Genomic DNA, 23,537 nt, shown 5'->3' on the forward strand with positions numbered 1-23,537 from the left:
GGAGTTTTTATATGAGTGATAATAAATTTAATATAGACGATAGTATTTTATTAGATCCAAACTCAGAAAGAACGAGCAATATTAAAAAAATTTTAACTGGTATTGCTATTTTAGTGGTTTTGTTTTTGATTGTGCTTATTCTTATGAAATTTATAAATGATAGCGAACCTATACAAAATGAACCCCTTGTTATGCCTAGTGAAGAAATTATTTTTAAACCAAAAAATGAAGAAAAAGAAGAAGTCGCTGAATTTAAAAAAACAGATAGCATAAAACCAATAGAGCAACAAACGCCAAACACTCCTCAGTCAAGCGAGTCAGCAAAAATAGAAGTCATCCAACAAGAGCCTAGACAATTTATAGAAATAGTAAAAAATAATACAAAAATCGATAACGAAAAGCAAGAAGTAAAAAACGAAATTTTAACCACAAAAAACACCCTAAAGCCAAAACAAGAAAATGCCCCAAAATTTAAATCAAAGCCTCAGCCAAAACCAGAAAAACAAAAAAACATACAACAACCAAAAAAACAATCAGTAAATAAAATTCAAGAAGAATCAAAAAAACAATCAGTAAATAAAATTCAAGAAGAATCAAAAAAACAATCAGTAAATAAAATTCAAGAAGAATCAAAAAAACAAATAGTCAAAAAAAATAGTTTCTCTAATGAAAATTTACCAAAAGGAAACTATATCCAAGTTTTAGCTACTAGTGATTTTAATCCAAATGGAGATTATGCTAAAAAAATTGTTACAAAAGGTTATGATTATAAAATTTATAAAACTATAGTAAATAATAAAGAATTTACTAAAATTTTAATCGGTCCATTTGATGAATCAAGTCTTGAAAGAGAAATAGCTAAAATTCGTGCCACATTAAATAAAGATGCTTTTGTCTATAGGATAAAATGATGAAATTTGCAGTCATTGGAAATCCAATCTCTCACTCAATTTCACCAAGACTTCACAATTTTGCCATAAAAGAGCTAAATTTAAACGCCTTTTATGGTAGGATTTTGTTAGAAGATATCAATCAATTAAAAAAGCCTTTTGGCTATTTAAATGGTGCAAATATAACCGTTCCTTTTAAAGAAGAAGCAGTTCAAATTTGCGACTATCTGGATGTGCATTCTAAAAAAATCGGCTCAGTTAATACAATCATAAAAAACAAGGATGAATTTTACGGATATAATACAGATGCTTTGGGTTTTTTAAAATCAATCAATGAATTTAAAAATATAAAATCAGCCCTTATTATAGGAGCTGGTGGAACTGCTAGGGCTATGGCTTATACTTTAAATTTAAATAACATAAGAGTTGAGATAGTAAATAGAAGTCAAAAAAGAGCTGCAAATTTTAAAGATTTTGAATTTTTTACTTGGGAAAATTTTAAACCAAAAAGTTATGATTTAATCATAAATTCAACATCTGCAGGTTTAATTGATGATGAACTTCCTTTACCTTTTGATTTATTAAAAGAAACGTTTGAAAAGGCTAAATTTGCTTACGAAGTGATTTATAATAAACCTACAAATTTTTTAAATTTAGCTAAAAGTTTAGACTTAATCACAAAAAATGGTAAAGATATGCTAATTTTTCAAGCAGCCTTAGCGTTAAATTTATTTTTTTCAAATAAACTTGATGAAGAAAAAATTATCTCATATATGAAAAAAGCTATAAATTTAAGATAATTTCTGAGACTCCAAAAATCCAAACTCTAACAAATTAGCTTTTAAATTATGATTTTATTTATAAAAATAAGTATATTATCGCCATAAATTTATTTATAAACCACAAGAGTTACTAAAATTTAGAAAAACAAGTTTTAAATAAATTCAAATTCTAATACCAAAAGTGTGTGAAATTATTTATAAAAACATCTCTTTTTTTATTTTTTATGCAAAGGGTCGCAGTAAAGCTTAAGCGTTAAATTTAATAAAAGAATAGATTTTAACTCTAAAATCTCGCCATAAGCAATCTATTTTTGCAAACAGCGACTTTAGAAACAAAATAATATTAATGAATTTTATCCATATTATCATCCTAATTTTTAAAAATTTTAATCTGCTTGTATGTAATGCTAGAAAATTAAGCTAAATTTATATTTACTATTTAAAATTAAAAAATCGACAAGATTTTATAGGACTTAAAAGTTATTTACATATTTTATAAAAAAACATTTTGTGAAGTTGTCAAATAGATAAGTTTTGATTTTATTTGAGATTTAAACAAAAAGTAAGTTAAATTTGACTAAAATTGCACTTATAAATACAAATATACTACAAATTTAATATTCCAATATTAAGAGGACAGATGGAAAACGGAAAAAAGCAAAGAACACATGTTCCAGTTGATGGGCATAAGATAGAAGATTTAAGAATTTTAGATATCGACTCTTTAGTTGATATCGCAACTCAAATGGGTATAGAAAATCCGAGTGAATTTAGAAGACAAGAGCTAGTTTTTGAGATTTTAAAGACTCAAACAAAACAGGGTGGTTTTATACTTTTTACGGGAATTTTAGAAGTTACAAATGAAGGCTATGGTTTTTTAAGAGGGATTGATTCAAATTTAAGCGATAGTTTAAATGATGCTTATGTAAGTCTTTCTCAAATTCGTAAATTTGCACTTCGTGTTGGTGATATCGTAACAGGACAGGTAAGAGAGCCAAAAGATCAAGAGAAGTATTATGCGCTTTTAAAAATAGAGGCAATTAATTATAAAACTATTCAAGAAGCTCGTCAAAGACCTCTTTTTGATAATCTAACACCGCTTTTTCCAACAAAACAGTTAAAATTAGAATACGAATCCATAAAATTAACTGGTAGAATTTTAGATCTTTTTACTCCGATTGGCAAGGGTCAAAGAGGATTGATTGTTGCTCCGCCAAAAAGTGGTAAAACAGAGCTTATGAAAGAGTTAGCTCACGGAATAGCTAAAAATCATCCAGAAGTTGAACTTTTAGTTTTATTGGTAGATGAAAGACCTGAAGAAGTTACTGATATGCAACGCTCTGTTAAAGGTGAAGTTTTTAGCTCAACTTTTGACGAACCAGCGATCAATCATGTCAGAGTTTCGGAGCTTGTGATAGAAAAAGCAAAAAGAGCAGTTGAGATGAAAAAAGATGTTGTGATTTTATTAGATAGTATCACAAGACTTGCAAGAGCTTACAATACAGTTACGCCAAGTAGCGGTAAAGTTTTAAGTGGCGGGGTTGATGCAAATGCTCTTCATAAGCCAAAAAGATTTTTTGGTGCAGCAAGAAATATAGAAGAAGGCGGCAGTTTAACTATTATAGCAACAGCTTTAATTGATACAGGTTCAAAGATGGATGAAGTTATTTTTGAAGAGTTTAAAGGCACAGGAAATAGTGAGATTTTGCTTGATAGAAGCATTAGCGAAAGAAGAATTTATCCAGCTATAAATATCTTAAAAAGTAGCACTAGAAAAGAAGAGCTTTTACAAGAGCCTGATTTATTGCAAAAAGTTTGGGCGCTTAGATCTGCAATTGCGACAATGGACGATATAGAAGCACTTAAATTTTTATACTCAAAAATGCTAAAAACAAAAGATAACGAAGAGCTTTTATCTATAATGAATGAGTAGATGATGGGTAGAATTTTATATTTTTTTATTTTTATTTGTTTAAATTTATATGCTGAAGGGCTTTTAAGCGTTTATGGCAAAGGTAGTTTAAAAGTAGATCCAGATAGTTTGATAGTATCGATGCAAATTTTTACTCAAGGTAAAAATTTAGTTGATGCTAAAGATAAAAATGATGAAATTTCAAAAAAAGTAGAAGAAATTTTATATAAAAACGGTATTGAAAAAGATCAAATTCAAATAGAAAATTTAAATATCTACTCAAGACAAGATTATGAAAGCAAGGATTTAAATTCTAAATTTTATGAGGCTAGCAAAAACATAAATTTACACCTTAAAACTTTGCAAAATCACATCGATTTAATAAATTCTCTACTCAAAATAGGCATTAGTTCTATAAATTTAAACTATACGAGATCTGATTTTAACAACCAAAAAAATTTAGCCCTGCAAGAGGCTTTAAAAGAAGCAAAACAAAAAGCAGTTATGTTAGCAACAACAGCAAATAAAAATTTAGGAGATATTTTGGAAATAGAGGAGTTAATTAGCAATACTTTACCTTATTTTACTAAGTCTGCACAGGATTTTAGTGAAAATTTAAACGGAGTGATTATTGTTGATTCAAAAGTAAAAGTAAAATTTAAGCTAAATCCGTGAAACAAGTTTTATCATTAAAATATAGACCTAGAAAATTTTCTGAGCTAATTGGACAAATAAGCGTTTCTAAAAGTCTATCTTATGCACTTGATAGTAATAATTTAGGACATGCTTATTTATTTAGCGGGCTTAGAGGAAGTGGCAAAACTTCAAGTGCTAGAATTTTTGCAAAATCAATGCTTTGCGAAAAAGGTATAAGCTCAAATCCTTGCAATGAGTGCAGTAGCTGTTTGATGGCAAATTCATCAAATCATCCAGATATTATCGAGATTGATGCTGCAAGCCATAGAAAGATAGATGATATAAGAGATCTTATAGAGCAAACAAAATACGCTCCATCTATATCAAAATATAAAATTTTTATAATTGATGAGGTGCATATGCTTACAAAAGAGGCTTCAAATGCCTTTTTAAAAACGCTTGAAGAACCTCCTTATTATGTTAAATTTATCCTTGCCACAACAGATCCTTTAAAGCTTCCAGCTACGATATTGTCAAGAACTCAGCACTTTAGATTTAGAGCTATTTCTAAAAATTTAGTGATTGAACATTTAGAAAATATCTTAAAAAAAGAAAATGTTAATTATGAAAAAGAAGCACTGCAAATCATAGCTAGAACGGGCGAGGGATCTTTAAGGGATAGCATAACTTTGCTTGATCAAGGCATTAGTTTTAGTGGAGGAAATTTAACATCAAGTGCGGTTGCAAATATGCTAGGATTAATAGATCCAGCCAGGGTTGAAGAGATTTTAAATTTAATTATAAAAGGTGATAGAGAGCATTTAATAGAAGTGATTAAAGAGTTGCAAAATTACGATGCACAGACTATTTTGGATGAAATGATTTCAAATTTAAAAGAGAAATTTTTAAATAGAGATTCAAAATTTAGCATTTTGATGTATGAGAGATTTTTTAGAATTTTAAGTGGTGCAAAAGGATTTTTAAGTCAAGGCAGTGATGATGGATTTACTTTGATGATGAGTATATTTTTGATGATGGAGGCACTAAATTTTAGAAGTATAGATGATGAAATTATGAAAATAAAAGAACAAAATGAGTCTTCAAAATCTATTCAAAACATCATCTCAAAACCTATTTATACAGAAAAAAAAGATGAAATTTCACCAACTTATGATATGTTTTTAAAAAATATATATGATAGAAATTATGAGCTTGGCGAGTGTTTTGAAAAATCGGTTGAATTTGTTGATTTTAAGGATAATACTCTATTTTTAATAACACACGCTAAAGGTAAAGATCAAGAAATTTTAAGAAAATCTTCAAGGGCTATTATTGAGGTTTTGAAAAAAACATTTAGAGATGATACAAAAATCAACATCTCGGCTTCAAAAACTCAAAATAACAAGATAAATAATGAATTAGAAAATTTTGAGAAATTAAATGAAACAACTCATCAAAATATCCAAAATTTAAAAGAAAAAAATAGCGAAATCATAAGCCAGATGATAAGCTCAAATTCGTTTAAATTAAAAAGCGATGAGCAAAAATTTAATCAGTTTAAAAAGTATTTTGGCGAACCAAAAACTAGCGAGTAATTTTTGGATTTTTATTTTTATTGTAATAAATTTGTGATTTTTGTTTAACATAATGATAATATTTTTTTTAAAAATTAAAAGCGTGTTTAAATTTAAAAGATTTAAACCGCCACCCCTTTCTTTTTATATTTTTCATACTTTTAAATACTCTTAAAATGCGATTTAATTTAGATTAAATTTAACTTTTAACAAAAGATTTATAATTTTACCGATGAAAAATATATCATTTAAGAATTTTAAAGGTTAAATTTAGAAAAATATTAAGTATTTTTGCAAAGAAAAAGGAACCACAAAAATATTAAAACCAATAGTCGTTATAAATAACTTTATAGAAATTTATCAAAAAATAGAATTTAATGATAAATGAGTGTGAGAAAATTTCTAAATTTAGTGGCGAGATAGAAATAAATGAGAGTTTTTTAGAATTAAAAGAGTTCGTGGCAAAAGAGAAAAAACTCCTTTTTGGAATACTAAAAAAGTAATTAAAAACTGCTTTAGCGAAGAATTAATCTATTTTAAAGGGATTTATCTAATTAGACAATAGTGTAATTTATTGGATAGTTTATTGTATTATGGAATTAAAGAGTAAAGTAGTGTAAAGATGTTTTTGCAAATGACAAAAATCACATTAATGAAATAGAAAATTTCATAAACATAGATTAAGTAAATTTAAAGGTTTGCATTGAGATAATTTTATTCTACACTTAAAAGAGTGTGACTAGATACAATATAAAAAAGATGTAAAGATTCATATAAGATATTATAAAATTAATAAGAGAAAATCCAATTGAGCTAAAATTTTTATTTAGCAAACGATTGCAGTTGAAGAAAATCAAATTTTCATTTTATGCCCATAAATTATCTCTCTAAAAATAAAAAATGTTTGTTTAAATTATTATGATTGTTTTATTTGTAGCATTGATATGTAAAATAGTATTATAACCTTAGTTTAAGAATTATAAAGCCTAAGATTTAGGCTTTATAGAAGCTATTTTTAAATTTAGAAATAAAAAGAGTAGCCAAGGTATTGTTTAACCATCCTAAATTTAGCGTGATCGCCATTTTGGTCATAAATTTTTATAAGATCATACTTTAAACCAGTCTCGATACCATGGTGATCTGCTACGATATACTCTAAACCTAGTTTTGTGCCTACTAACCAAAGACTTTCACTATTCACAAGCCCTACTAAGGACTTATTATTTACAAATCCTTGTACTTTTGCTTTAGATTGACCATACCCCATATAAGAACCAAATACTGCTTTGAGATTATCTGCAATCTCTGGAGTAGTGTCAAGACCTATGTATAGGTTACGCGTTGTAGCTTTTACTTCTGTAGATATTTTATTGTTACTATAATCCTTTTCTTCAAATCTTGTATAATCATAAGCACCATAAACCCTAAAATCACCAAAGCTATAACCACCTTTTGCACCTAGTGCTGGACCTTGGTTAAAAAATTCATAGCCACCCTCAACGCCCACAAAAGCTCTTTCATGTGCATTTATCGATGAAGCAAACAATAAACTAGCAATAAAACTAATTTTGACTAAATTTTTCATTTTTTCTCTTTCATTAAAATAAATTTTAATTGTAATTTTACCCCCCCCCTAAAGTTAGCTAAAAAATGAGTGAAAATTAAAAATTTAGAGCGGAATTATGATAATTTTAATTTATAAGTTTTAAAATATTATAAAATTTTGTTGATATCTTGTGATAAAAACGATCAAACTAATTTATACGAAATATAAAAATAAAATTTCTAAAGTGCATATTAAATTAAACTAGCCAAAAATTATATTTCAAGCATATTATTTAGAAAAATTTATATATTTAAGCCATAACGCCATTAATTAATAAAATTTAGCATTTTATGGCTATTTTACTTACTCGCCAAATAAAGACTTAAGATCTTTTACAACTTGATTTTCGCTTGTGCTGTTTTCTATCAATTCTATTTCGTACCCACTTAACATAGAAGCAAGGCGTATATTCATCCCCTCTTTACCAATTGCTTTACTTTTTTGATCGCTATTTATATATACTTTTGCTTTTTTTTCATCTATTTTAACTGAATTTGCAATAGCTGGAGAAATGGCTCTTGATACTAAAATTTCAGGACTCGAAGAGTATTCAAAAACATCTATATTTTCTCCATTTAGTTCTTTGCTTACAGCATCTATCCTAACTCCTTTAACTCCTACACAAGCACCTATTGGATCGATATTTGGATTGATTGAAAGAAGAGATACTTTTGCTTTTCTTCCTGGAATTCTAGAGCATGATTTTATGATTACATTTTTATCTTTTATCTCTGGTACTTGAATTTCAAGCATAGCCTCTAAAAATCTTGGACTCGTCCTTGAAACTTCTATTTTTATACCTTGTTTTTTATCCACCCAAACACGCTTAATCACGGCTCTTACGATATCACCTACTTTAAAATTTTCGTTTTTGATTCTATTTTTTCTTGGCATAAAAACTTTTAAATCATCTATTTCTATAAAAGTTGTTTCATCTTTGTCTATATGAATTACGCTACCAAAAATCAAGCTTCCAACTTTATTACTCCAACTTTTTAAAATTTTTTCTTCTAGCAATCTTTGTATGTGATAATTTAATTCTTTTGATAGACATTCAGATGCTGTTCTTCCAAATTCATTTAAATTTATATCAAATTTTATCTCATCTAAATTTTCAACTTCAAGATCTATTTTTTTAGCATCATCTAGTGTAATTTGTTCGCCAACAATGGCCTTTTTAAATAGTTTAATATTTTTCGCATTTTCATCATAAAGAGCCTCGTATTCGTAATCTTGACCAAATAATCTTTTTGCAGTATTGATAAATGATATCAACACTTTTTGCTTAACATCTTCAAAATCTAAGCCTTTTTCATTTGCGATAGATTCTATTATGTCATTAATTTTTTCCATCTTTTTCCTTTAACAATAATATTTTTGAGATTAAAATTTTGCAAGGATTTGATTATACTACTTTTACCCTTTTATTTTCTTTAAAATTATAAATTTTTAAACTCATTTTTACATAAAATTTGATATACTTACAAATTTAAAAAAGCTAAAGGATAAAAAATGGAATTAAAATTAGCAAGAAAAGAGCCTGATAAATCTGGTGGAACAATAACATTAGAAAAAATAGAACAAGAAATTAAAAAAGCTGGTCAAAAGATTTTTTATTTTGATAGAGAAAATCAACACAAGGATCTTATTGCTTTAATTGAACATTTTGAAAGCAATGGAATGAGTGCTTATTTGCGTACCGTTAAATATGGGCTTGATGATAATGAATATATGTATGAGGTGCATATACTTTGAGTAAATTTTTGTTTATACAAACTTTGGGCTGTGCTATGAATGTTAGGGATTCTGAGCATATAATTGCTGAGCTTCAAAAATCGGCCGATTATAAGCTTACTGATGACTTAACAAAAGCGGATTTGATTTTAATCAACACTTGCTCTGTTCGAGAAAAACCAGTCCATAAACTTTTTAGTGAAATTGGAGCTTTTGAAAAAGCAAAAAAAAGCGGTGCTAAAATAGGAGTTTTGGGTTGTACTGCAAGCCATCTTGGTGCTGAAATTTTCAAACGTGCTCCATATGTGGATTTTGTTTTGGGTGCAAGAAATACATCAAAAATAGTTGCAGCTCTAAATTCGCCTAAATTTATAAGTACTGATATTAATTATGATGATAGCGAGTATGCTTTTGGGGATTTTAGAAGCAGTCCATATAAAGCCTATGTAAATATAATGATAGGATGTGATAAAAAATGCACTTATTGTATAGTGCCACAAACTAGAGGTGATGAAATTTCTATACCTTTAAATTTGATATTAAAAGAGGTAGAAAAAGCAGCAACTAATGGAGCAAAAGAGATATTTTTGCTAGGACAAAATGTAAATAATTATGGAAAAAGATTTTCAAATTCGCACAAAAAAGTTGATTTTAGTGATTTATTGAATGAGATTAGTCAAGTAAATGGGGTTGAGAGAATTCGATTTACAAGCCCACATCCGCTTCATATGGATGATAAATTTTTAGATGTTTTTGTAAATAATAATAAAATTTGCAAATCAATGCATATGCCTTTGCAGAGTGGCTCAACTAAAATTTTAAAAGATATGAAAAGAGGCTACACAAAAGAGTGGTTTTTAAATAGAGCTTTAAAACTTAGAAATATTTGTCCAGAAGTTTGTATAAGCACCGATATAATAGTGGCTTATCCAGGCGAAAGTAATGATGATTTTGAAGATACGATGGATGTTATAAATCAAGTTAAATTTGAACAAATTTTCTCTTTTAAATTTAGCCCTCGTCCGCTAACTCCAGCTGCAAATTTAATTCCAATTGAAGATAATATAGCAAGTATGCGTTTAAAAATGCTTCAAGATAGACATACTCAAATTTTAGATGAAATTATGCTAAAACAAAATGGTAAAAAATTTGAAGTATATTTTGAAGAGCTTAGAGAAAATAATCAAGTAGCGGGCAGGACTTTTTCTAATTTTAGCGTTTTAGTAAAGGGAAGTGAAGAGCTTTTAGGTAAAATTTTAGAAGTTGAGATTATCGAGCCAAAAAGAATGGTTTTATATGGAAAAGTCATCTCTTAAAAATAGAATTTTAATGTTTTTAACTAAATGGATTTTGTTTTGTGCTGTTTGGCTAATTTATCTAACCTGCAAAAAAACTTTCACAAAAACACAACTGCCACCAAATCCTTGTGTTGTTGTCTTTTGGCACGGTCGTTTAGCGATGATGAGTTTTGCATATAGGCATTGGTGGCTTAAGAAATTTAAGGGTAAAAAACAGGGTAAGGTTATAATTTCTGATCATAAAGATGGTGAAATTATAGCTCAAGTGATTGAAAAATTTCACATTAAAGCCATCAGAGGAAGCAGTTCAAAAGGTGCAATAAAGGCTTTAATAAACTCTTTCAAAGAGATAAAAAACGGCATTGATGTAATTATAACTCCAGATGGCCCACGGGGTCCTATATATAGCGTAGCAGACGGTGCTGTAATAATCGCCCAAAAGATGGAATTAGAAATTTATGCTTTAAATTATGAGGCTAGTAAATTTTGGAAGTTTAAAAGTTGGGATGAAATGATACTGCCAAAACCATTTTCAACAATAAATTTTAGCCTTAGCAAATCTTTTAGCGTTAAAAATTTAAGCATAAATGAAGCAAAAGCTAAAATTCAATCTCAACTTTTTATGGCAAAAGCAAATGATATGAAATTTAGCTTATAAAAATTAATGATTGTGATGATGCATCATCTTCTCTCTTTTTTGACTTAAATCATCGCTAAAAAGAGCTTTTGTTTCTAAATAAATTTCATCATAATTTAAAATTTTACCACCAAATTTATCTTTAAATTTCACTGCTTCATCTTTATGCAAAAAGCCGTATGAACTGATTTTTGTCATAGTTGCTGGCATTGTTGAACCATAAACATAAAATGCTTTTTGTGCATCTATAAAATTTAAATTTATAGTATCAACAACTAAAGGCTCTACTGGTTTTGAGCCATTTTGTAAAGCATCATAAACCATACATCTAATAGAACAGTACTGATGAATCTCTCCGTTAGCTTTTGCTGCATGATTTGTTTTATAAAATTTACTTAATTTCATACCGCATATATAGCAAAAATCTCTATTTTTTATTTTTTGTAAAATTTCTGCTTTTTCGGGCTCTACAGATCTAAAATCTATATTTTTTGCATGTGCAAATAGATTGGTATTTATCGCGCCAACAAAAATCAAAAGAGAGCTATTTTTTATAAAATCTCGTCTTTTCATAAACTATCCTTTATGTAAAAATTTCATTAATAATATCTAATTTTCATTAATTATTCCTAAAATTTTAAAAAAAAATTATATTTAAGTATAATTTTGATAGAATATAAAAAACATACGAGGAAGTAAAATGAACTTTTTAAAAAAGACACCAAAAGTTTTTTGTAGTGTGCTTTTAGATGGTAAGAGATGTAAAATTTTTATAAGAAAAATGGGTTCAAAAAAAAGTGTAGTAAGTGAGGAATTTGATGAGTTTTTATTAGAAGAAGATGAAAACCTTCAAAAGCTAGGTAAAATAGCAAAGGATCAAAGCTATATTAGTATTATGCATACTTCTGCAAATCAAGGAATAGAATTTAAAAAAGATAGCATAAATACCGATGAATACGCGTTTGAAGAGGTTGATAAAAAAGTTTTTTGCTATATGGATAAAACTAAAATTGATGATTTTGCAAAATCAAATAATTTTGTAGTTAATGAGTATATGAGTGCATTTAAAATTTTATATTTTTTATCAAAAAATCAAAACTTTAAAGGCACATCACTTTTTGTTTTAAGATTTAATGAATCCGCTGCTTTTATGATCGCAAATGAAGATAGAGTTTTTGTCACCAAAATGGTTGAGATTTATGATGAGATTTTAAACTATTTAGAAAGCGATTCTAATTTGAGCGATATAGATGAGTTTTTTTGTAATATTTTAGAAAATTTTATAAAACAATTTTACGAAAATAGCAATGAATTTATAAATGAAATTTATATTTATGATGAAAAAAGTAGCGAGGTTGGCTACTATATTTTTACAAAAATTTTTATAAAAACACAAATCGTGCCTTTAAATATTGTTGATTTTATGAATAAGATAAATTTAAAAGAGAAGTTGAAGTAAATTTTGATTTAAATAAATATATCCTCTAAGAAGTTTTGGGATCTTTTTTATTCTGCAAATTTCTTTAAATTTTTTATTCATAATTGGCGTTTTGTATGGTGCTATGAAAATTTTATCTTGATAGTGTGTTATGCTTATTTTAGATGAGATTACACAATCTTTTTCAAGCTCTTTTCTTTGATTTTGCGACATACAAACGCCTAAAATTTTAGCTGCTTTGTCTATTAAATTTATAGAATTTGAGCTATTTTTAATCACAAAAATTTCTTTATTTTCAAAAATAAAATCTCCTAGCAAAATATCCCTATCTTTTTTAAAAAATTCAAAACTTTTTTTGATCCCAGGAGCAAATTTTTGGATAAATTCATCACTAAAATTTTGTCTGATATAATTTCTTTGGAATTTGATATTAAAATTTGAGTCGTCTATAAAGTGTTTGATTTTATTATCTTTTAAATATTTTTCTATTTCAAATCGAGCGGTATAAAGCAAAGGTCTGATTAAAATATAATTTTGCTTTTTCTCGAAAATATCCATTCCAACGGCATTTACAAGCCCTGAACCTTTTGATATTCTCATTAAAAACCATTCAAAAAGATCATTTAGTTGATGGGCTGTTATTAAAATTTCATAACCAAATTTTAGACAAATTTCATTAAAAAACTCATATCTTAAATCTCTTGCTATTTTTTCAAAATTTGGTGTATTTAAATCCATTTTCACTCTTTTTATATGAGCTAATTTATCAAATTTTTTAGCTAAATTTAAAGTGGCTTTTTCTTCTGCTGGGCTATTTTTTCTCGTGTTATAATTAATAAAAGCGATATCAAAATTTATATTATTTTCTAACATCAAATAAAATAAAGCCGTGCTATCAACTCCATAAGAAAATGCTAAAAGAGATTTTTTGGATTTTAAAATTTCAACTATTTTTTCATCAAGCAACTATCTCTCCGATAAGTTTTTCGCCTGTAAATTCAGTGATTTTGCATCTATAAATTCCACCTACTTGCAGATTTTGTATTTGAGTATCGTTAATTAAAATCTCTCCATCTATATCTCTATCCCAAAGTATATTTTTAACCCCAAAAAACATCTCGCCTTCGCTACTAACTCCGTTGATTTCGCATAAAATTTCTTTTGAAATTTCATTTTTAAAGCTATTTTTTACTAAATTTTGAGTTATTTTTTCTAGTTTATTTAATCTTTTTGTGATGATTTTGGATGGAATTTGAGCCATATTAAAAGCTAAAGTATCCTCTTCTTTTGAGTATGCAAATACACTAACTCTATCAAATTTAAACTCTTCTAAAAATTTGCAAAGTTCATCAAAATCAGCCTCACTCTCTCCTGGATGCCCCACTATAAAACCACTTCTTAAAAATGAATTAGAAGAATTTCTCATTAAATTTAAAAGCTCTATAATTTTCTCTTTCTTAGCACCACGACGCATAATTTTGAGCATATTATTGCTAATGTGTTGTATTGGCATATCAAAATAATTTAAGAATTTATTTGAATTTACTATTTTCTCAATCAAATTTGGCGTTGTTGTTGTTGGGTATAGATATAAAATTCTAGCAAATTTAACCCCATCAATTTTCTCAACTTCACCTATCAACTCACAAAGACCATCTTTTAATCCTAAATCACGCCCAAAACTACTACTATCTTGAGATATAAAACTAAAATCATAAAATCCATCTTTTACTAAATTTTCAACCTCTTTACAGATATCTTTTATATTTCTGCTTTTTAAACGACCCTTAAAAGTTGGTATAGCACAAAAACTACAGTTTTGATTACAGCCTTCAGAAAGCTTTATATAAGCGTGATAATTTGAACCAGTTATTACTCTTTTTTCATTTTTTTGAAGATAAGTGCTAGGACTAAAAAGATTTTGCTTTTTTAAAATCATCTCATCTATTTTGTCATAATCACCAACACCGCTAAAAATATCAACTTCAGGAAGCTCTGCCATAAGCTCTTTTTTATAGCGTTGCATTAAACATCCAGTTACAACTAAGACTGAATTTTGTTTTTTAAAATTTGCAAGCTCAAGTATGGTTTTAATACTCTCTTCTTTTGCAGAAGCTATAAATCCGCAAGTATTTACTATCATCACATCTGCATCTTGTGGGGTTGAAGTAAGTTCGTAATTTTGCAACCTTCCTAACATTATTTCGCTATCAACTAAATTTTTATTACAACCCAAAGAACATAAATAAAGTTTTGCCATATTATATCCAGATATTATCTATTAATCTTGTAGTGCCGACAACTGCTGCTACTAAAATTATAGTGTTGTTGATTTCTATTTTGCTGATTTCTTGAAAATTTTTGTTTGTAAAAGCTATATAATCAATCTTTAATGGCTCTAATATGGTTTTCATTTCAGATTTTATCATTTGAGTATCAACTTGACCTTGATTAATTAAATTTTGAGCTTTTAAAAGTGAGCGTGATAGCTTTAAGGCATATAATTTTTGTTCTTCATCCAAATAAGAATTTCTTGAGCTAAGCGCTAACCCATCAGCTTCTCTTATGATTTCACAAGGGATTATTTCTATATTCATAAAAAATGTTTTTACTAAATTTTCAACTACAGCAATTTGTTGGGCGTCCTTTTTTCCAAAATAAGCCCTTTTTGGCTTAATAAGATTAAAAAATTTATTTAAAATCATACAAACACCATCAAAGTGTCCAGGTCTAACTGCTCCTTCTAGGATATTAGCCAAATTTTTTGGTGCTAAAATTTTAGGCTCATTTTCAAGGTAAATTTCATTTTTATCTGGCATAAAAAGTATATCAACTTCTAAATTTTTACAAATTTTTATATCATTTGACTCATTTTTTGGATATTTATCAAAATCTTCATTTGGTAAGAATTGAGTTGGATTTACAAAAACAGAAACAACGGTATAATCATTTTGTGTTTTTGATTTTTCAATTAAACTTATATGACCATTATGCAAAGCACCCATTGTAGGGACAAATCCTATTTCACCTTTTAAATTTGATAATTCTTTTTTGAGTTCGCAAACAGAACGAATTATAAGCATATTTTTCCTATTTTTTTAAATTTGAAAAAATTATAACTAAATTTTGCTTAATATAAATAGAACATTCTTTATTTTAATATAATTTTTGGTAAAATACTGTAAAAATTTATATTAAAAAGAAAGATAATATGCAAAAAATAGGAAAATTACTAAAGCATGAAGCAACTGGCGGAGTTTTGATAATAATTGCAAGCTTACTTGCACTTTTATTTCAAAATACTATTTTGACTGAATTTTATAATGAATTTTTAAGATTAAAATCTGGTATAGTTTTAGGTGAGTATAAAATTATAAAACCACTAATATTGTGGGTAAATGATGGCTTGATGGCTTTGTTTTTTTTCTATATCGGGCTTGAAGTAAAAAGAGAAATTTTAGTTGGAGAGCTAAGAACTCCAAGCAGAGTTGTTTTACCTGTTGTTGGTGGTATTGGCGGGGTTGTTGTTCCTGCACTTTGCTTTTTAGCTTTCACTTATGGTGATGATTTTGCTATGAGGGGTTGGGCGATACCAACTGTTAGCGATACTGCTTTTGCTGTTGGAATTTTGCTTTTACTTGGTTCAAAAGTTCCATCATCCTTAAAGCTTTTTTTACTTCTTTTAGCAATTATTGATGATATTTGTGCTGTTGTAATAGTAGCATTTTTTTACACTAGTGAGCTTTCAAATTTTGCTTTAATAATGGCAGGAGTGCTTATTTGCGTGCTTTTTATTTTAAATGTATTGAAAGTTAATAAATTTGGATTTTATGCAGCTGCAATGGCACTTTTATGGGTTAGTTTTTTAGAATCTGGTGTTCATTCAACTATAGCTGGAGTAATAGCTGCATTTTTTATACCTTTAAAACCAATAAAAGGTTATTCTATGCTTAGATATGTGGAAAATAGTTTAAAAAATTTTATAACATATATAGTTATGCCGCTTTTTGCTTTTGTAAATGCTGGAATTCCACTAACTAATGAAGCTTTTGGTGGTTTAATGCATCCTGCATCTTTAGGCATAATCTTTGGTCTTGTGCTTGCAAAACCTCTTGGAGTCTTTGCATTCTCATATGTTGTAATAAAACTAAAATTAGCAAATTTACCGATGGGTGCAAATTATAAACAATTTTTAGGGTTAGCATTTTTAACCGGCATTGGAGCAAGTATGAGTTTATTTATAGATTCAATCGCATATAATGATAGCAATCTTTTCTTCTATGCTGATAAATTAGCGATTTTAATAGCATCGTTTTTAGCAGCAATTATTGGATATCAAATTTTAAATAAAAACGCTACAAAGCAAGAGCCAGTAAAAGCTATTGTAAATGATGAAATAGGAGAAGATGAGCTTGGATAATTATGAATATACAGAGCTTTTAAAAAAGCTTAAAAATAAAGTTGAAAATGTAGCTTTAATTATTAAGCCTGATGAAATTCAAAAAAGGCTTGATGAAATAAGCGAGCTAGAAAAAAATCCAAATTTTTGGAGTGATGTAAAAACTGCTAGTGAAATTTCAAAAGAAAAGACTAAAATTTCAAATATGCTATTTAAATATGAAAAGGCTAAAAATCCATTAAACGATGCTATTGAGTTATACGATTTAGCTTTAAGTGAGGACGATGAAGAAACTATCTTATCTTTATTTGAAGATGCTTTAAATTTAGAAGATAGTATTACAAATTTAGAAATTTCGATGATGCTTAGCGGAAATGATGATTCTAAAAATGCAATTATTAGCATTCATCCTGGAGCTGGTGGAACAGAAAGCAATGATTGGGTCAGTATGCTTTATAGAATGTATTTGAGATTTTGCGAAAGAGAAGGTTATAAGATAGAGATTTTAGATTTTCAAGAGGGCGATGAGGCAGGGCTTAAAGATGTAAGTTTTATCGTAAAAGGAGAAAATGCTTATGGATATCTAAAAGCCGAGAATGGCATTCACCGTCTTGTTAGAGTTAGTCCATTTGATAGTGCAGGTAGGCGTCATACTAGTTTTTCAAGTGTTATGGTAAGTCCTGAGATTGATGATGATATAAATATTGAGATAGAAGAAAAAGATATTAGGGTGGATGTTTATAGGGCTAGTGGGGCAGGTGGTCAGCATGTAAATAAAACTGAAAGTGCTGTTAGGATAACACATTTAAAAACAGGTATTGTCGTGCAATGTCAAAATGATAGAAGCCAGCATAAAAATCGAGCCACTGCTATGAAAATGCTTAAATCAAGACTTTATGAGCTTGAGTTGGAAAAACAAAACGAGAGTGCAAATAGCATTGATAAAAGCGAAATAGGCTGGGGACATCAAGTAAGAAGTTATGTGCTTTTTCCTTATCAGCAAGTAAAAGATAATAGATCAAATTTAAGCTATTCAAATGTTGAAGCGGTTTTGGATGGTGATTTAAAAAAAGTTATAGAAGGGGTTTTGATATCTCAATCTAATAAAAATTAAAGGAGAAGAAATGAGTGAAGAGGGAATTTTGGTTTCGCTAGGCTATGTATTAAATGATGCTACATTATTACAGCTTAGAGGCATTTTATCAAAATGTGATTTTACCAACAGCGAGTTAGAAAGTATTATAAATTTAAATGATAAGTTAAAAATTCATGGAGCTTATATAGCTATGTCAAATTCAAATGATTATTTTAAGATAAAAAATCAGCCAGAAAATGATAGAGAAAAAGAGAGTGTTAGAGATATTATTTTTGCGTGGGCAAACAAGCATAAGATAAATTTAGAAAAAGTACAAAATAAAGAAACATATTATATTTTAGGTAGAAAATAAAGGAGATAGGATGAAGAAAAATATTTTAATTTTGGTATCAATTTTAGTTTTTGGTGGTTGTGCATCTTCAAAACAAGATGTTAAAAAACCAACCATTCAAACTAAACAAAATTTAGACTCTTTAAAAGAATTGATTATTAAATTAGACGAAATTTCTAGTGATGTTGAAATTATAAAAATAGCCGATACATACTACTCTAAAAAAGATTTTTTAAAAGCAATTACAGCTTATGATTTTGCGTGCGCGAAATTTCAATCCATACCATCTTGCAAAAAAATGGCTAAAATGTTTGAAGATGGCAAAGGGGTTTTAGTAAATAAGGCAAAAGCATTTGATATATATGAAAGATCTTGTTTTATGGGAGATACGCCAAGTTGTGAAGATATGAGGAGATTAGAAAAATAGCATTTTATAAAACTATTTTGAGCTAAATTTAATCAAAACGCCAACAAAAAGCTTTTTGTTATGATTTATCGTTTAAGAATTTTAAGGGCTAAATTTAGATATATCTTTGTATAGATATCAAAACTGCTAAAATATGAATTGGCGTAAATTTTAGAAGCAGTTCTATTAGATATCGAATTTAATAGTGAGCAAAATTATATCTAAATTTGGCATCTCGATAAATGGTAATTATATCTATTTTAAAATTTAATGATATTTTGCAAATGAGCTATAAATTTTAGGCTATTATCGAATTTAAATAACATTTTTGCAATGATAAAAAAAAAGGGGGGGGGTAAAAGCATAAATTTCTATCAACCTTTACTAAATTAAAATGCAAATAACTTGACGATTATAGCTAAAAGATTATGTTTATTAATATAAACAAATTTTTGCTTATAAAAATGTAACTAAATTTATAATCACATTAAAATACCTAAAATGATAAACTTTTTATATTTTTGACTTATTTACTTGTAAAAAATTTTCAATCTACCTATTGCTAGAAGGGCTCAACCAATTTTGCAATAAATGTTTATTTACCGTTTAATATCTCGTTGCATCACATTAAATTTAACTCAATCAACCTAAACTCCAGCAACTTTACAATTTGATTGTAAAGTTTAGAAGATTTTAAAGCATGCTTATCAAATAGATGAAATTTTAATGTTTTAAAGAGCCACAGATAAAAATCATAAAAAATTAATAATGATTAAAGAAGATATCTAATTTTAGCTGTAAAATAAAATTTTAGACTCAATAAATTTAATCAGTTTTAATAAATTTTAATATTTTTCTATTTAGCATATACCAAAACTAACACTTATAAATACAAAATAAAATTTCTCTAATCTTGAAATATCCCTAATTTTGATTTCATTGATATAATTTCAAAACATTGCATTAAATTTAACACTTAAACCTTAATCCACCAAGACCTTTTACGTAAAAGCAAAAAAGATGTTTTTGTAAAATAATTTTGCATTATTTTAGCATTGTTTTTATCTTATGGCTTAAATTAAGATAGAAAATTTTCTTATAAATTTAAGTAAATCATAGCTTAAGGCTAATTTGATGGAGTTTGGGTAATGTTGAGTCTAAAATTTATTTTATCTATCTTGTAATAAAAAGAGTTTGTAGCAAATATGATTTAGCGTAAAATGTTCAAATAAATAATATACAGATAGCTAAATTTGTTAAATTAATTTATAAAATTTGCACAAAATGGTAAATTTTAATTAAATTTAATAAATAAAATTATGAAGTTAAAATATTTTATAGCAAGGCATTATAATAATGATTTTAAATCATATAAATGAGAATTTTTAAAAATATATTTTAAATTTAAAGGCTTTTTAGTGCGATATAAATGACTGCAATTTTCTATCAAAAGTAAATCAAAAGTATGGGTCGAGTTCAAAAAAGATTATATTAAATTCTATTAAATCTATAAATAAGGATATTTGAGTTAATTTTAATCTAAAATTTTAAATTGCTAAATCATTGTCTATTTAAATTACTTATTTAAAAGTAAATATCATTTTTCCTGCACAAGTTAAAAACAATATATTCTCATCAACCACCGATCCTGCACTTAAAATACCAAAATTTACTATACCTTTTAAGCTATTTAATATGTAAATCAGGTATGTATCTACCTTATAGAGCTAATTAATGGCATTTTCATACACTTTACCAAAACAACATTTTCACTAAATAAGCCCTTTTTTCAAATAGCCAACGCAAAGCACCTTCTTTCTTTATCAAAATAACCGCCACAAACCCAACTATTTTTTTTTAAAAGCACAACTCTAAAAATATTTAGCAATTGCATGTATCAGTTATCGCTAACATAATTTTGTATATTTATTGCCCAAATGATTAAATTTAACAAAATTTTAATTATAATTTATACTTTTTATAAATTTCTTATGAAATTCTCTCATATAAGTCTTTGGCTAGTTATTGGCTCTATTATTGCTCGTCTTGTAAATAATCTTTAAAACACCATATAAATACAAAAGCCATTTATTTCTCACGATAGTTAGTTTGATTTATTTGTTTCTAAACGCCAACAATAAACGACATTATACAAAATCAGCATCCAAATATCTAAGTGAGTTTTTACTTATTTTTGGTTAATTAGCATTTCTACTGTGCTTTTAAAAAATTTCTGGATGCATAATGTTGCAACACTAGTCATAATTAGCCATAATTAACCTATCTACCACATAGCTCGCTAAAAAATTACCAAAAGTTGCAGTAACTCCCATAAAACTTCCAAGCTTTTTGCAATTAGGCACTTCTGTTGAATAAACTACATCAAAATCTTTCTTAAAACCACTTTTTTTGAGTTCATATCTAAATTTTTTAGCTAACGGATTAGTGTGAGTTTGCCAAATGTTAGTTATCTTTATAAGTGCTGGATTTAGGAGTTTTGCACCACCCATAGAACTAACAAATTTAGTTTTGTTAGTTGTGTTATTAACAATTTTATTAGCCAAAGCTACTTTTGCCCCAACATCATCTATCGCATCAATTACAAAATCAAATTTATTAAAATCGAAATTATCAATAAACTCATCATCAATCAAAGAATAAATTGGTTCTATACCGCTAAATTTATCAGCAAAAACTTCAACTTTTTTAGCTCCTAAATTTTCACTTCCAATTTGACGATTTTGATTTGTTATCTCAAAAATATCCTTATCCACAATACTTAAATTTATAATCCCACTTCTATACAAAACCTCAATGCAAGCCCCGCCAACACCGCCACAACCACAAACTAAAACTTTTGCGCTTTGTAATTTTTCAAAATTTTCTTCTCCCAAAAGCCACCTAAGGCGAGTAAATCTATCTATTCTATCCATTTTAAAACGCCTTGCATCGATGAATAATCGGTTAAATTTAAATTTAAAGGAGTTAGGCTTGCATAGCCGTTATAAATAGCCTCTAAATCTGTATTTTTGTTTTGATTTATATCAAAATTTATTTGCATTTTTCCTAGCCAAAAATACTCAACATCGCGCGGATTCTTACAAAACTGAGCTTGTGTATCATAATCTTTACAACCAGCTTCAACAACTTTTATGCCTTTAAAATCTTGCCTGCAAACTGCTGGAATATTTAAATTTAAAAATCTATTTTTTGACAAAGGATAGCCATTTTCAAAAATTTTTCTTACTAAATTATGAGTGATTTCACACGCTAAATCAAATCCAAATTTCTCCAAACTATCGCCATCATAAAATTGAGAAACGCTAATAGAATTTATACCTTGCAAAACGCCCTCCATAGCACCGCCACAAGTCCCTGAATAAGTAATATCTTGAGCTAAATTTGCACCGTGATTTATACCACTTATAATCAAGTCTGGCTTTTTGTCGCAAAACAAAGTGTGAAGCCCTAAATATATACAATCGCTAGGCGTTCCATCTACTAGTTTATAAAAATTATCATCAACTTTTACAAATTTTAGGGGTTTTGTTAATGTCAAAGAATGAGCACAAGCCGATTTTTCAGAGCTTGGAGCGACTATTGTAACTTTTGCAATATCTTTTAAAGCATAAGCTAATTCTAGTAAGCCTTTTGCTTCAAAACCATCATCGTTTGTTATTAAAATTTCTTTCAAAATTTATCCTTTTTGCCTTAATTTTAACATAATTTTGTTATAATAACCTAAAAAATTTAGGAAATTTATGAAAAATATTTTGGTTTCTTGTCTTGAGCCATCAGCGAATTTGCATTTATCAGGCATATTAAAATTCGCTCGCAACTATAAACTAGAAGGAATTTTTGATCCAAAATTTGGCAAACCTCTTATTTCAAGTAGTGAATTTTGTGCTATGGGTTTTGTGGAAGTTTTGCCGCTTATTTTTAAAGCAAAAAAAGCTATAAAAAATATGGTAAATTTAGCCAAAAATAGCGACGAAATTTTACTAATAGATAGCCCCGCTTTTAATCTACCTCTTGCAAAAGCCATCAAAAAAGCTGGTATAAAAACAAAAATTACATATTATATTTTGCCACAAGTTTGGGCCTGGAAAAAAAATAGAGTCAAAAAAGTAGAAAAATATTGTGATAATTTAGCCTCCATTTTACCATTTGATTCTAAATTTTATAACAAATCAAAATTCGTAGGTCATCCTTTACTAGATGAGATAAATTACCAAAAAACTTCATATAAAAAAAATAAAATCATCTCATTTTTACCTGGTTCAAGAAAATCTGAAATTTCAAGATTGATGCCTATTTTTAGAGAACTTACTGCCAAATTTGATGGTTTTAAAAAACTCTTAGTTGTGCCTTTAAATTTAAAAGATTGCATAGATGAAATTTACGGCGATGTGAGTAAATTTGAGGTTGTATTTGATACAAAAACAGCACTTTTAAAAAGTGAATTTGCTTTTATTTGCTCAGGTACAGCAACACTTGAAGCAGCTCTTATTGGCACTCCATTTGTACTTTGCTATAAAGCAAAGGCTATTGATATTTTTATAGCAAAAAGAGTTGTTAATATAAAATACGCTGGTCTTGCAAATATAATGTATGATTTTATGGGAAGAGATCCTTTTCATAAAGAGCTAATCCAAAATGATGTAACTTTGCAAAATTTATATCAAGCGTATGTAAATTGCAATCCTAATGATTTTTTAGAAGCAAGTCAAGTTTTAAAGCAATACTTAAAATTTGGAAGTGCTTTAAATATGGTAAAAATTTTAAATTTATAATTAAG

General features: G+C 27.7%; 23 protein-coding genes. 15 read left to right on the forward strand and 8 right to left on the reverse strand.

Annotated elements, in window-relative coordinates; translation table 11 throughout:
* Positions 1-11: 11 nt before the first annotated feature.
* The 6 genes from F1B92_RS00190 to F1B92_RS09280 all read left to right on the forward strand — a co-directional run bounded on the left by F1B92_RS00190 (position 12) and on the right by F1B92_RS09280 (position 6,297).
* The gene (locus tag F1B92_RS00190; protein ID WP_154569904.1) at positions 12-911 is read left to right on the forward strand and encodes an SPOR domain-containing protein; all 900 of its coding nucleotides are present in this window, start codon (positions 12-14) and stop codon (positions 909-911) included.
* Positions 908-1,690, forward strand: a complete 783-nt coding sequence (locus F1B92_RS00195; protein ID WP_154569905.1) for a shikimate dehydrogenase — start codon at positions 908-910, stop codon at positions 1,688-1,690. Before F1B92_RS00190 ends, F1B92_RS00195 begins: the two co-directional genes overlap by 4 nt.
* Positions 1,691-2,312: 622 nt before the next feature.
* Positions 2,313-3,605 (forward strand): transcription termination factor Rho, encoded by a 1,293-nt coding sequence (rho, locus tag F1B92_RS00200; protein ID WP_154569906.1) that lies wholly within the window; start codon positions 2,313-2,315, stop codon positions 3,603-3,605.
* A 3-nt stretch (positions 3,606-3,608) separates the two neighbouring features.
* The gene (locus tag F1B92_RS00205; protein WP_195836260.1) at positions 3,609-4,259 is read left to right on the forward strand and encodes an SIMPL domain-containing protein; all 651 of its coding nucleotides are present in this window, start codon (positions 3,609-3,611) and stop codon (positions 4,257-4,259) included.
* Positions 4,256-5,815 (forward strand): DNA polymerase III subunit gamma/tau, encoded by a 1,560-nt coding sequence (locus F1B92_RS00210; protein ID WP_326833049.1) that lies wholly within the window; start codon positions 4,256-4,258, stop codon positions 5,813-5,815. Before F1B92_RS00205 ends, F1B92_RS00210 begins: the two co-directional genes overlap by 4 nt.
* 356 nt (positions 5,816-6,171) lie before the next feature.
* Positions 6,172-6,297 (forward strand): hypothetical protein, encoded by a 126-nt coding sequence (locus F1B92_RS09280; protein WP_268233910.1) that lies wholly within the window; start codon positions 6,172-6,174, stop codon positions 6,295-6,297.
* 518 nt (positions 6,298-6,815) lie between these two features.
* On the opposite strand, the gene F1B92_RS00220 is transcribed toward F1B92_RS09280, so the two are convergent.
* Both F1B92_RS00220 and nusA read right to left on the reverse strand, forming a co-directional pair.
* The gene (locus tag F1B92_RS00220) at positions 6,816-7,379 is read right to left on the reverse strand and encodes an outer membrane beta-barrel protein (RefSeq protein WP_154569908.1); all 564 of its coding nucleotides are present in this window, start codon (positions 7,377-7,379) and stop codon (positions 6,816-6,818) included.
* Positions 7,380-7,703: 324 nt separating this feature from the next.
* On the reverse strand, positions 7,704-8,753 hold the full coding sequence (nusA, locus tag F1B92_RS00225) for a transcription termination factor NusA (RefSeq protein WP_154569909.1): 1,050 nt from the start codon (positions 8,751-8,753) through the stop codon (positions 7,704-7,706).
* 159 nt (positions 8,754-8,912) lie between these two features.
* On the opposite strand from nusA, the gene F1B92_RS00230 reads away from it, so the two are divergent.
* Genes F1B92_RS00230 through F1B92_RS00240 form a run of 3 tightly spaced genes read left to right on the forward strand, consistent with a single transcriptional unit; the run spans position 8,913 to position 11,090 of the window.
* Positions 8,913-9,155, forward strand: a complete 243-nt coding sequence (locus F1B92_RS00230) for an HP0268 family nuclease (RefSeq protein WP_154569910.1) — start codon at positions 8,913-8,915, stop codon at positions 9,153-9,155.
* Positions 9,152-10,450 (forward strand): tRNA (N6-isopentenyl adenosine(37)-C2)-methylthiotransferase MiaB, encoded by a 1,299-nt coding sequence (miaB, locus tag F1B92_RS00235; protein WP_154569911.1) that lies wholly within the window; start codon positions 9,152-9,154, stop codon positions 10,448-10,450. The genes F1B92_RS00230 and miaB overlap by 4 nt, the downstream gene beginning before the upstream one ends.
* Complete coding sequence (locus F1B92_RS00240; RefSeq protein WP_154569912.1) at positions 10,431-11,090, forward strand: lysophospholipid acyltransferase family protein; 660 nt, start codon at positions 10,431-10,433, stop codon at positions 11,088-11,090. Before miaB ends, F1B92_RS00240 begins: the two co-directional genes overlap by 20 nt.
* 3 nt (positions 11,091-11,093) lie before the next feature.
* Here F1B92_RS00240 and F1B92_RS00245 read toward each other — a convergent pair whose 3' ends face one another.
* Positions 11,094-11,642, reverse strand: coding sequence for a nitrous oxide reductase accessory protein NosL (locus F1B92_RS00245; RefSeq protein ID WP_154569913.1), 549 nt, complete (start codon positions 11,640-11,642; stop codon positions 11,094-11,096).
* Between the two features lie 127 nt (positions 11,643-11,769).
* Between F1B92_RS00245 and F1B92_RS00250 the strand changes: the two genes are divergently transcribed.
* Entirely contained in the window at positions 11,770-12,528 is a 759-nt protein-coding gene (locus F1B92_RS00250) for a hypothetical protein (protein ID WP_154569914.1), read from the forward strand.
* On the opposite strand, the gene tilS is transcribed toward F1B92_RS00250, so the two are convergent.
* Genes tilS through panC form a run of 3 tightly spaced genes read right to left on the reverse strand, consistent with a single transcriptional unit; the run spans position 12,508 to position 15,590 of the window.
* A complete protein-coding gene (gene tilS, locus F1B92_RS00255) occupies positions 12,508-13,473 on the reverse strand; it encodes a tRNA lysidine(34) synthetase TilS (RefSeq protein ID WP_154569915.1) in 966 nt (321 codons plus the stop codon). The genes F1B92_RS00250 and tilS overlap by 21 nt on opposite strands.
* Positions 13,466-14,767 carry a 30S ribosomal protein S12 methylthiotransferase RimO gene (gene rimO, locus F1B92_RS00260; RefSeq protein ID WP_154569916.1) on the reverse strand — a complete coding sequence of 434 codons (1,302 nt, stop codon included), beginning with the start codon at positions 14,765-14,767 and terminating at the stop codon, positions 13,466-13,468. The genes tilS and rimO overlap by 8 nt, the downstream gene beginning before the upstream one ends.
* A gap of 1 nt (position 14,768) precedes the next feature.
* Entirely contained in the window at positions 14,769-15,590 is an 822-nt protein-coding gene (gene panC / locus F1B92_RS00265; RefSeq protein ID WP_154569917.1) for a pantoate--beta-alanine ligase, read from the reverse strand.
* Positions 15,591-15,718: 128 nt separating this feature from the next.
* On the opposite strand from panC, the gene nhaA reads away from it, so the two are divergent.
* Genes nhaA through F1B92_RS00285 form a run of 4 tightly spaced genes read left to right on the forward strand, consistent with a single transcriptional unit; the run spans position 15,719 to position 18,760 of the window.
* Positions 15,719-16,927: a Na+/H+ antiporter NhaA gene (nhaA, locus tag F1B92_RS00270; RefSeq protein ID WP_154569918.1), complete on the forward strand. Its 1,209-nt coding sequence runs from the start codon at positions 15,719-15,721 to the stop codon at positions 16,925-16,927.
* On the forward strand, positions 16,920-18,020 hold the full coding sequence (gene prfB, locus F1B92_RS00275; RefSeq protein ID WP_154569919.1) for a peptide chain release factor 2: 1,101 nt from the start codon (positions 16,920-16,922) through the stop codon (positions 18,018-18,020). Before nhaA ends, prfB begins: the two co-directional genes overlap by 8 nt.
* Before the next feature lie 10 nt (positions 18,021-18,030).
* On the forward strand, positions 18,031-18,354 hold the full coding sequence (locus F1B92_RS00280) for a type II secretion system protein (protein ID WP_154569920.1): 324 nt from the start codon (positions 18,031-18,033) through the stop codon (positions 18,352-18,354).
* 10 nt (positions 18,355-18,364) lie between these two features.
* Positions 18,365-18,760, forward strand: a complete 396-nt coding sequence (locus F1B92_RS00285) for an SEL1-like repeat protein (protein ID WP_154569921.1) — start codon at positions 18,365-18,367, stop codon at positions 18,758-18,760.
* Between the two features lie 2,234 nt (positions 18,761-20,994).
* Here F1B92_RS00285 and F1B92_RS00290 read toward each other — a convergent pair.
* The gene (locus F1B92_RS00290) at positions 20,995-21,672 is read right to left on the reverse strand and encodes a tRNA threonylcarbamoyladenosine dehydratase (RefSeq protein WP_154569922.1); all 678 of its coding nucleotides are present in this window, start codon (positions 21,670-21,672) and stop codon (positions 20,995-20,997) included.
* Positions 21,660-22,433 carry a 5'/3'-nucleotidase SurE gene (gene surE / locus F1B92_RS00295; protein WP_154569923.1) on the reverse strand — a complete coding sequence of 258 codons (774 nt, stop codon included), beginning with the start codon at positions 22,431-22,433 and terminating at the stop codon, positions 21,660-21,662. The genes F1B92_RS00290 and surE overlap by 13 nt, the downstream gene beginning before the upstream one ends.
* A 67-nt stretch (positions 22,434-22,500) precedes the next feature.
* On the opposite strand from surE, the gene lpxB reads away from it, so the two are divergent.
* The gene (gene lpxB / locus F1B92_RS00300; RefSeq protein ID WP_154569924.1) at positions 22,501-23,532 is read left to right on the forward strand and encodes a lipid-A-disaccharide synthase; all 1,032 of its coding nucleotides are present in this window, start codon (positions 22,501-22,503) and stop codon (positions 23,530-23,532) included.
* Positions 23,533-23,537 lie beyond the last annotated feature (5 nt).

Source organism: Campylobacter portucalensis, from assembly GCF_009690845.1.
Lineage (GTDB): Bacteria > Campylobacterota > Campylobacteria > Campylobacterales > Campylobacteraceae > Campylobacter_B > Campylobacter_B portucalensis.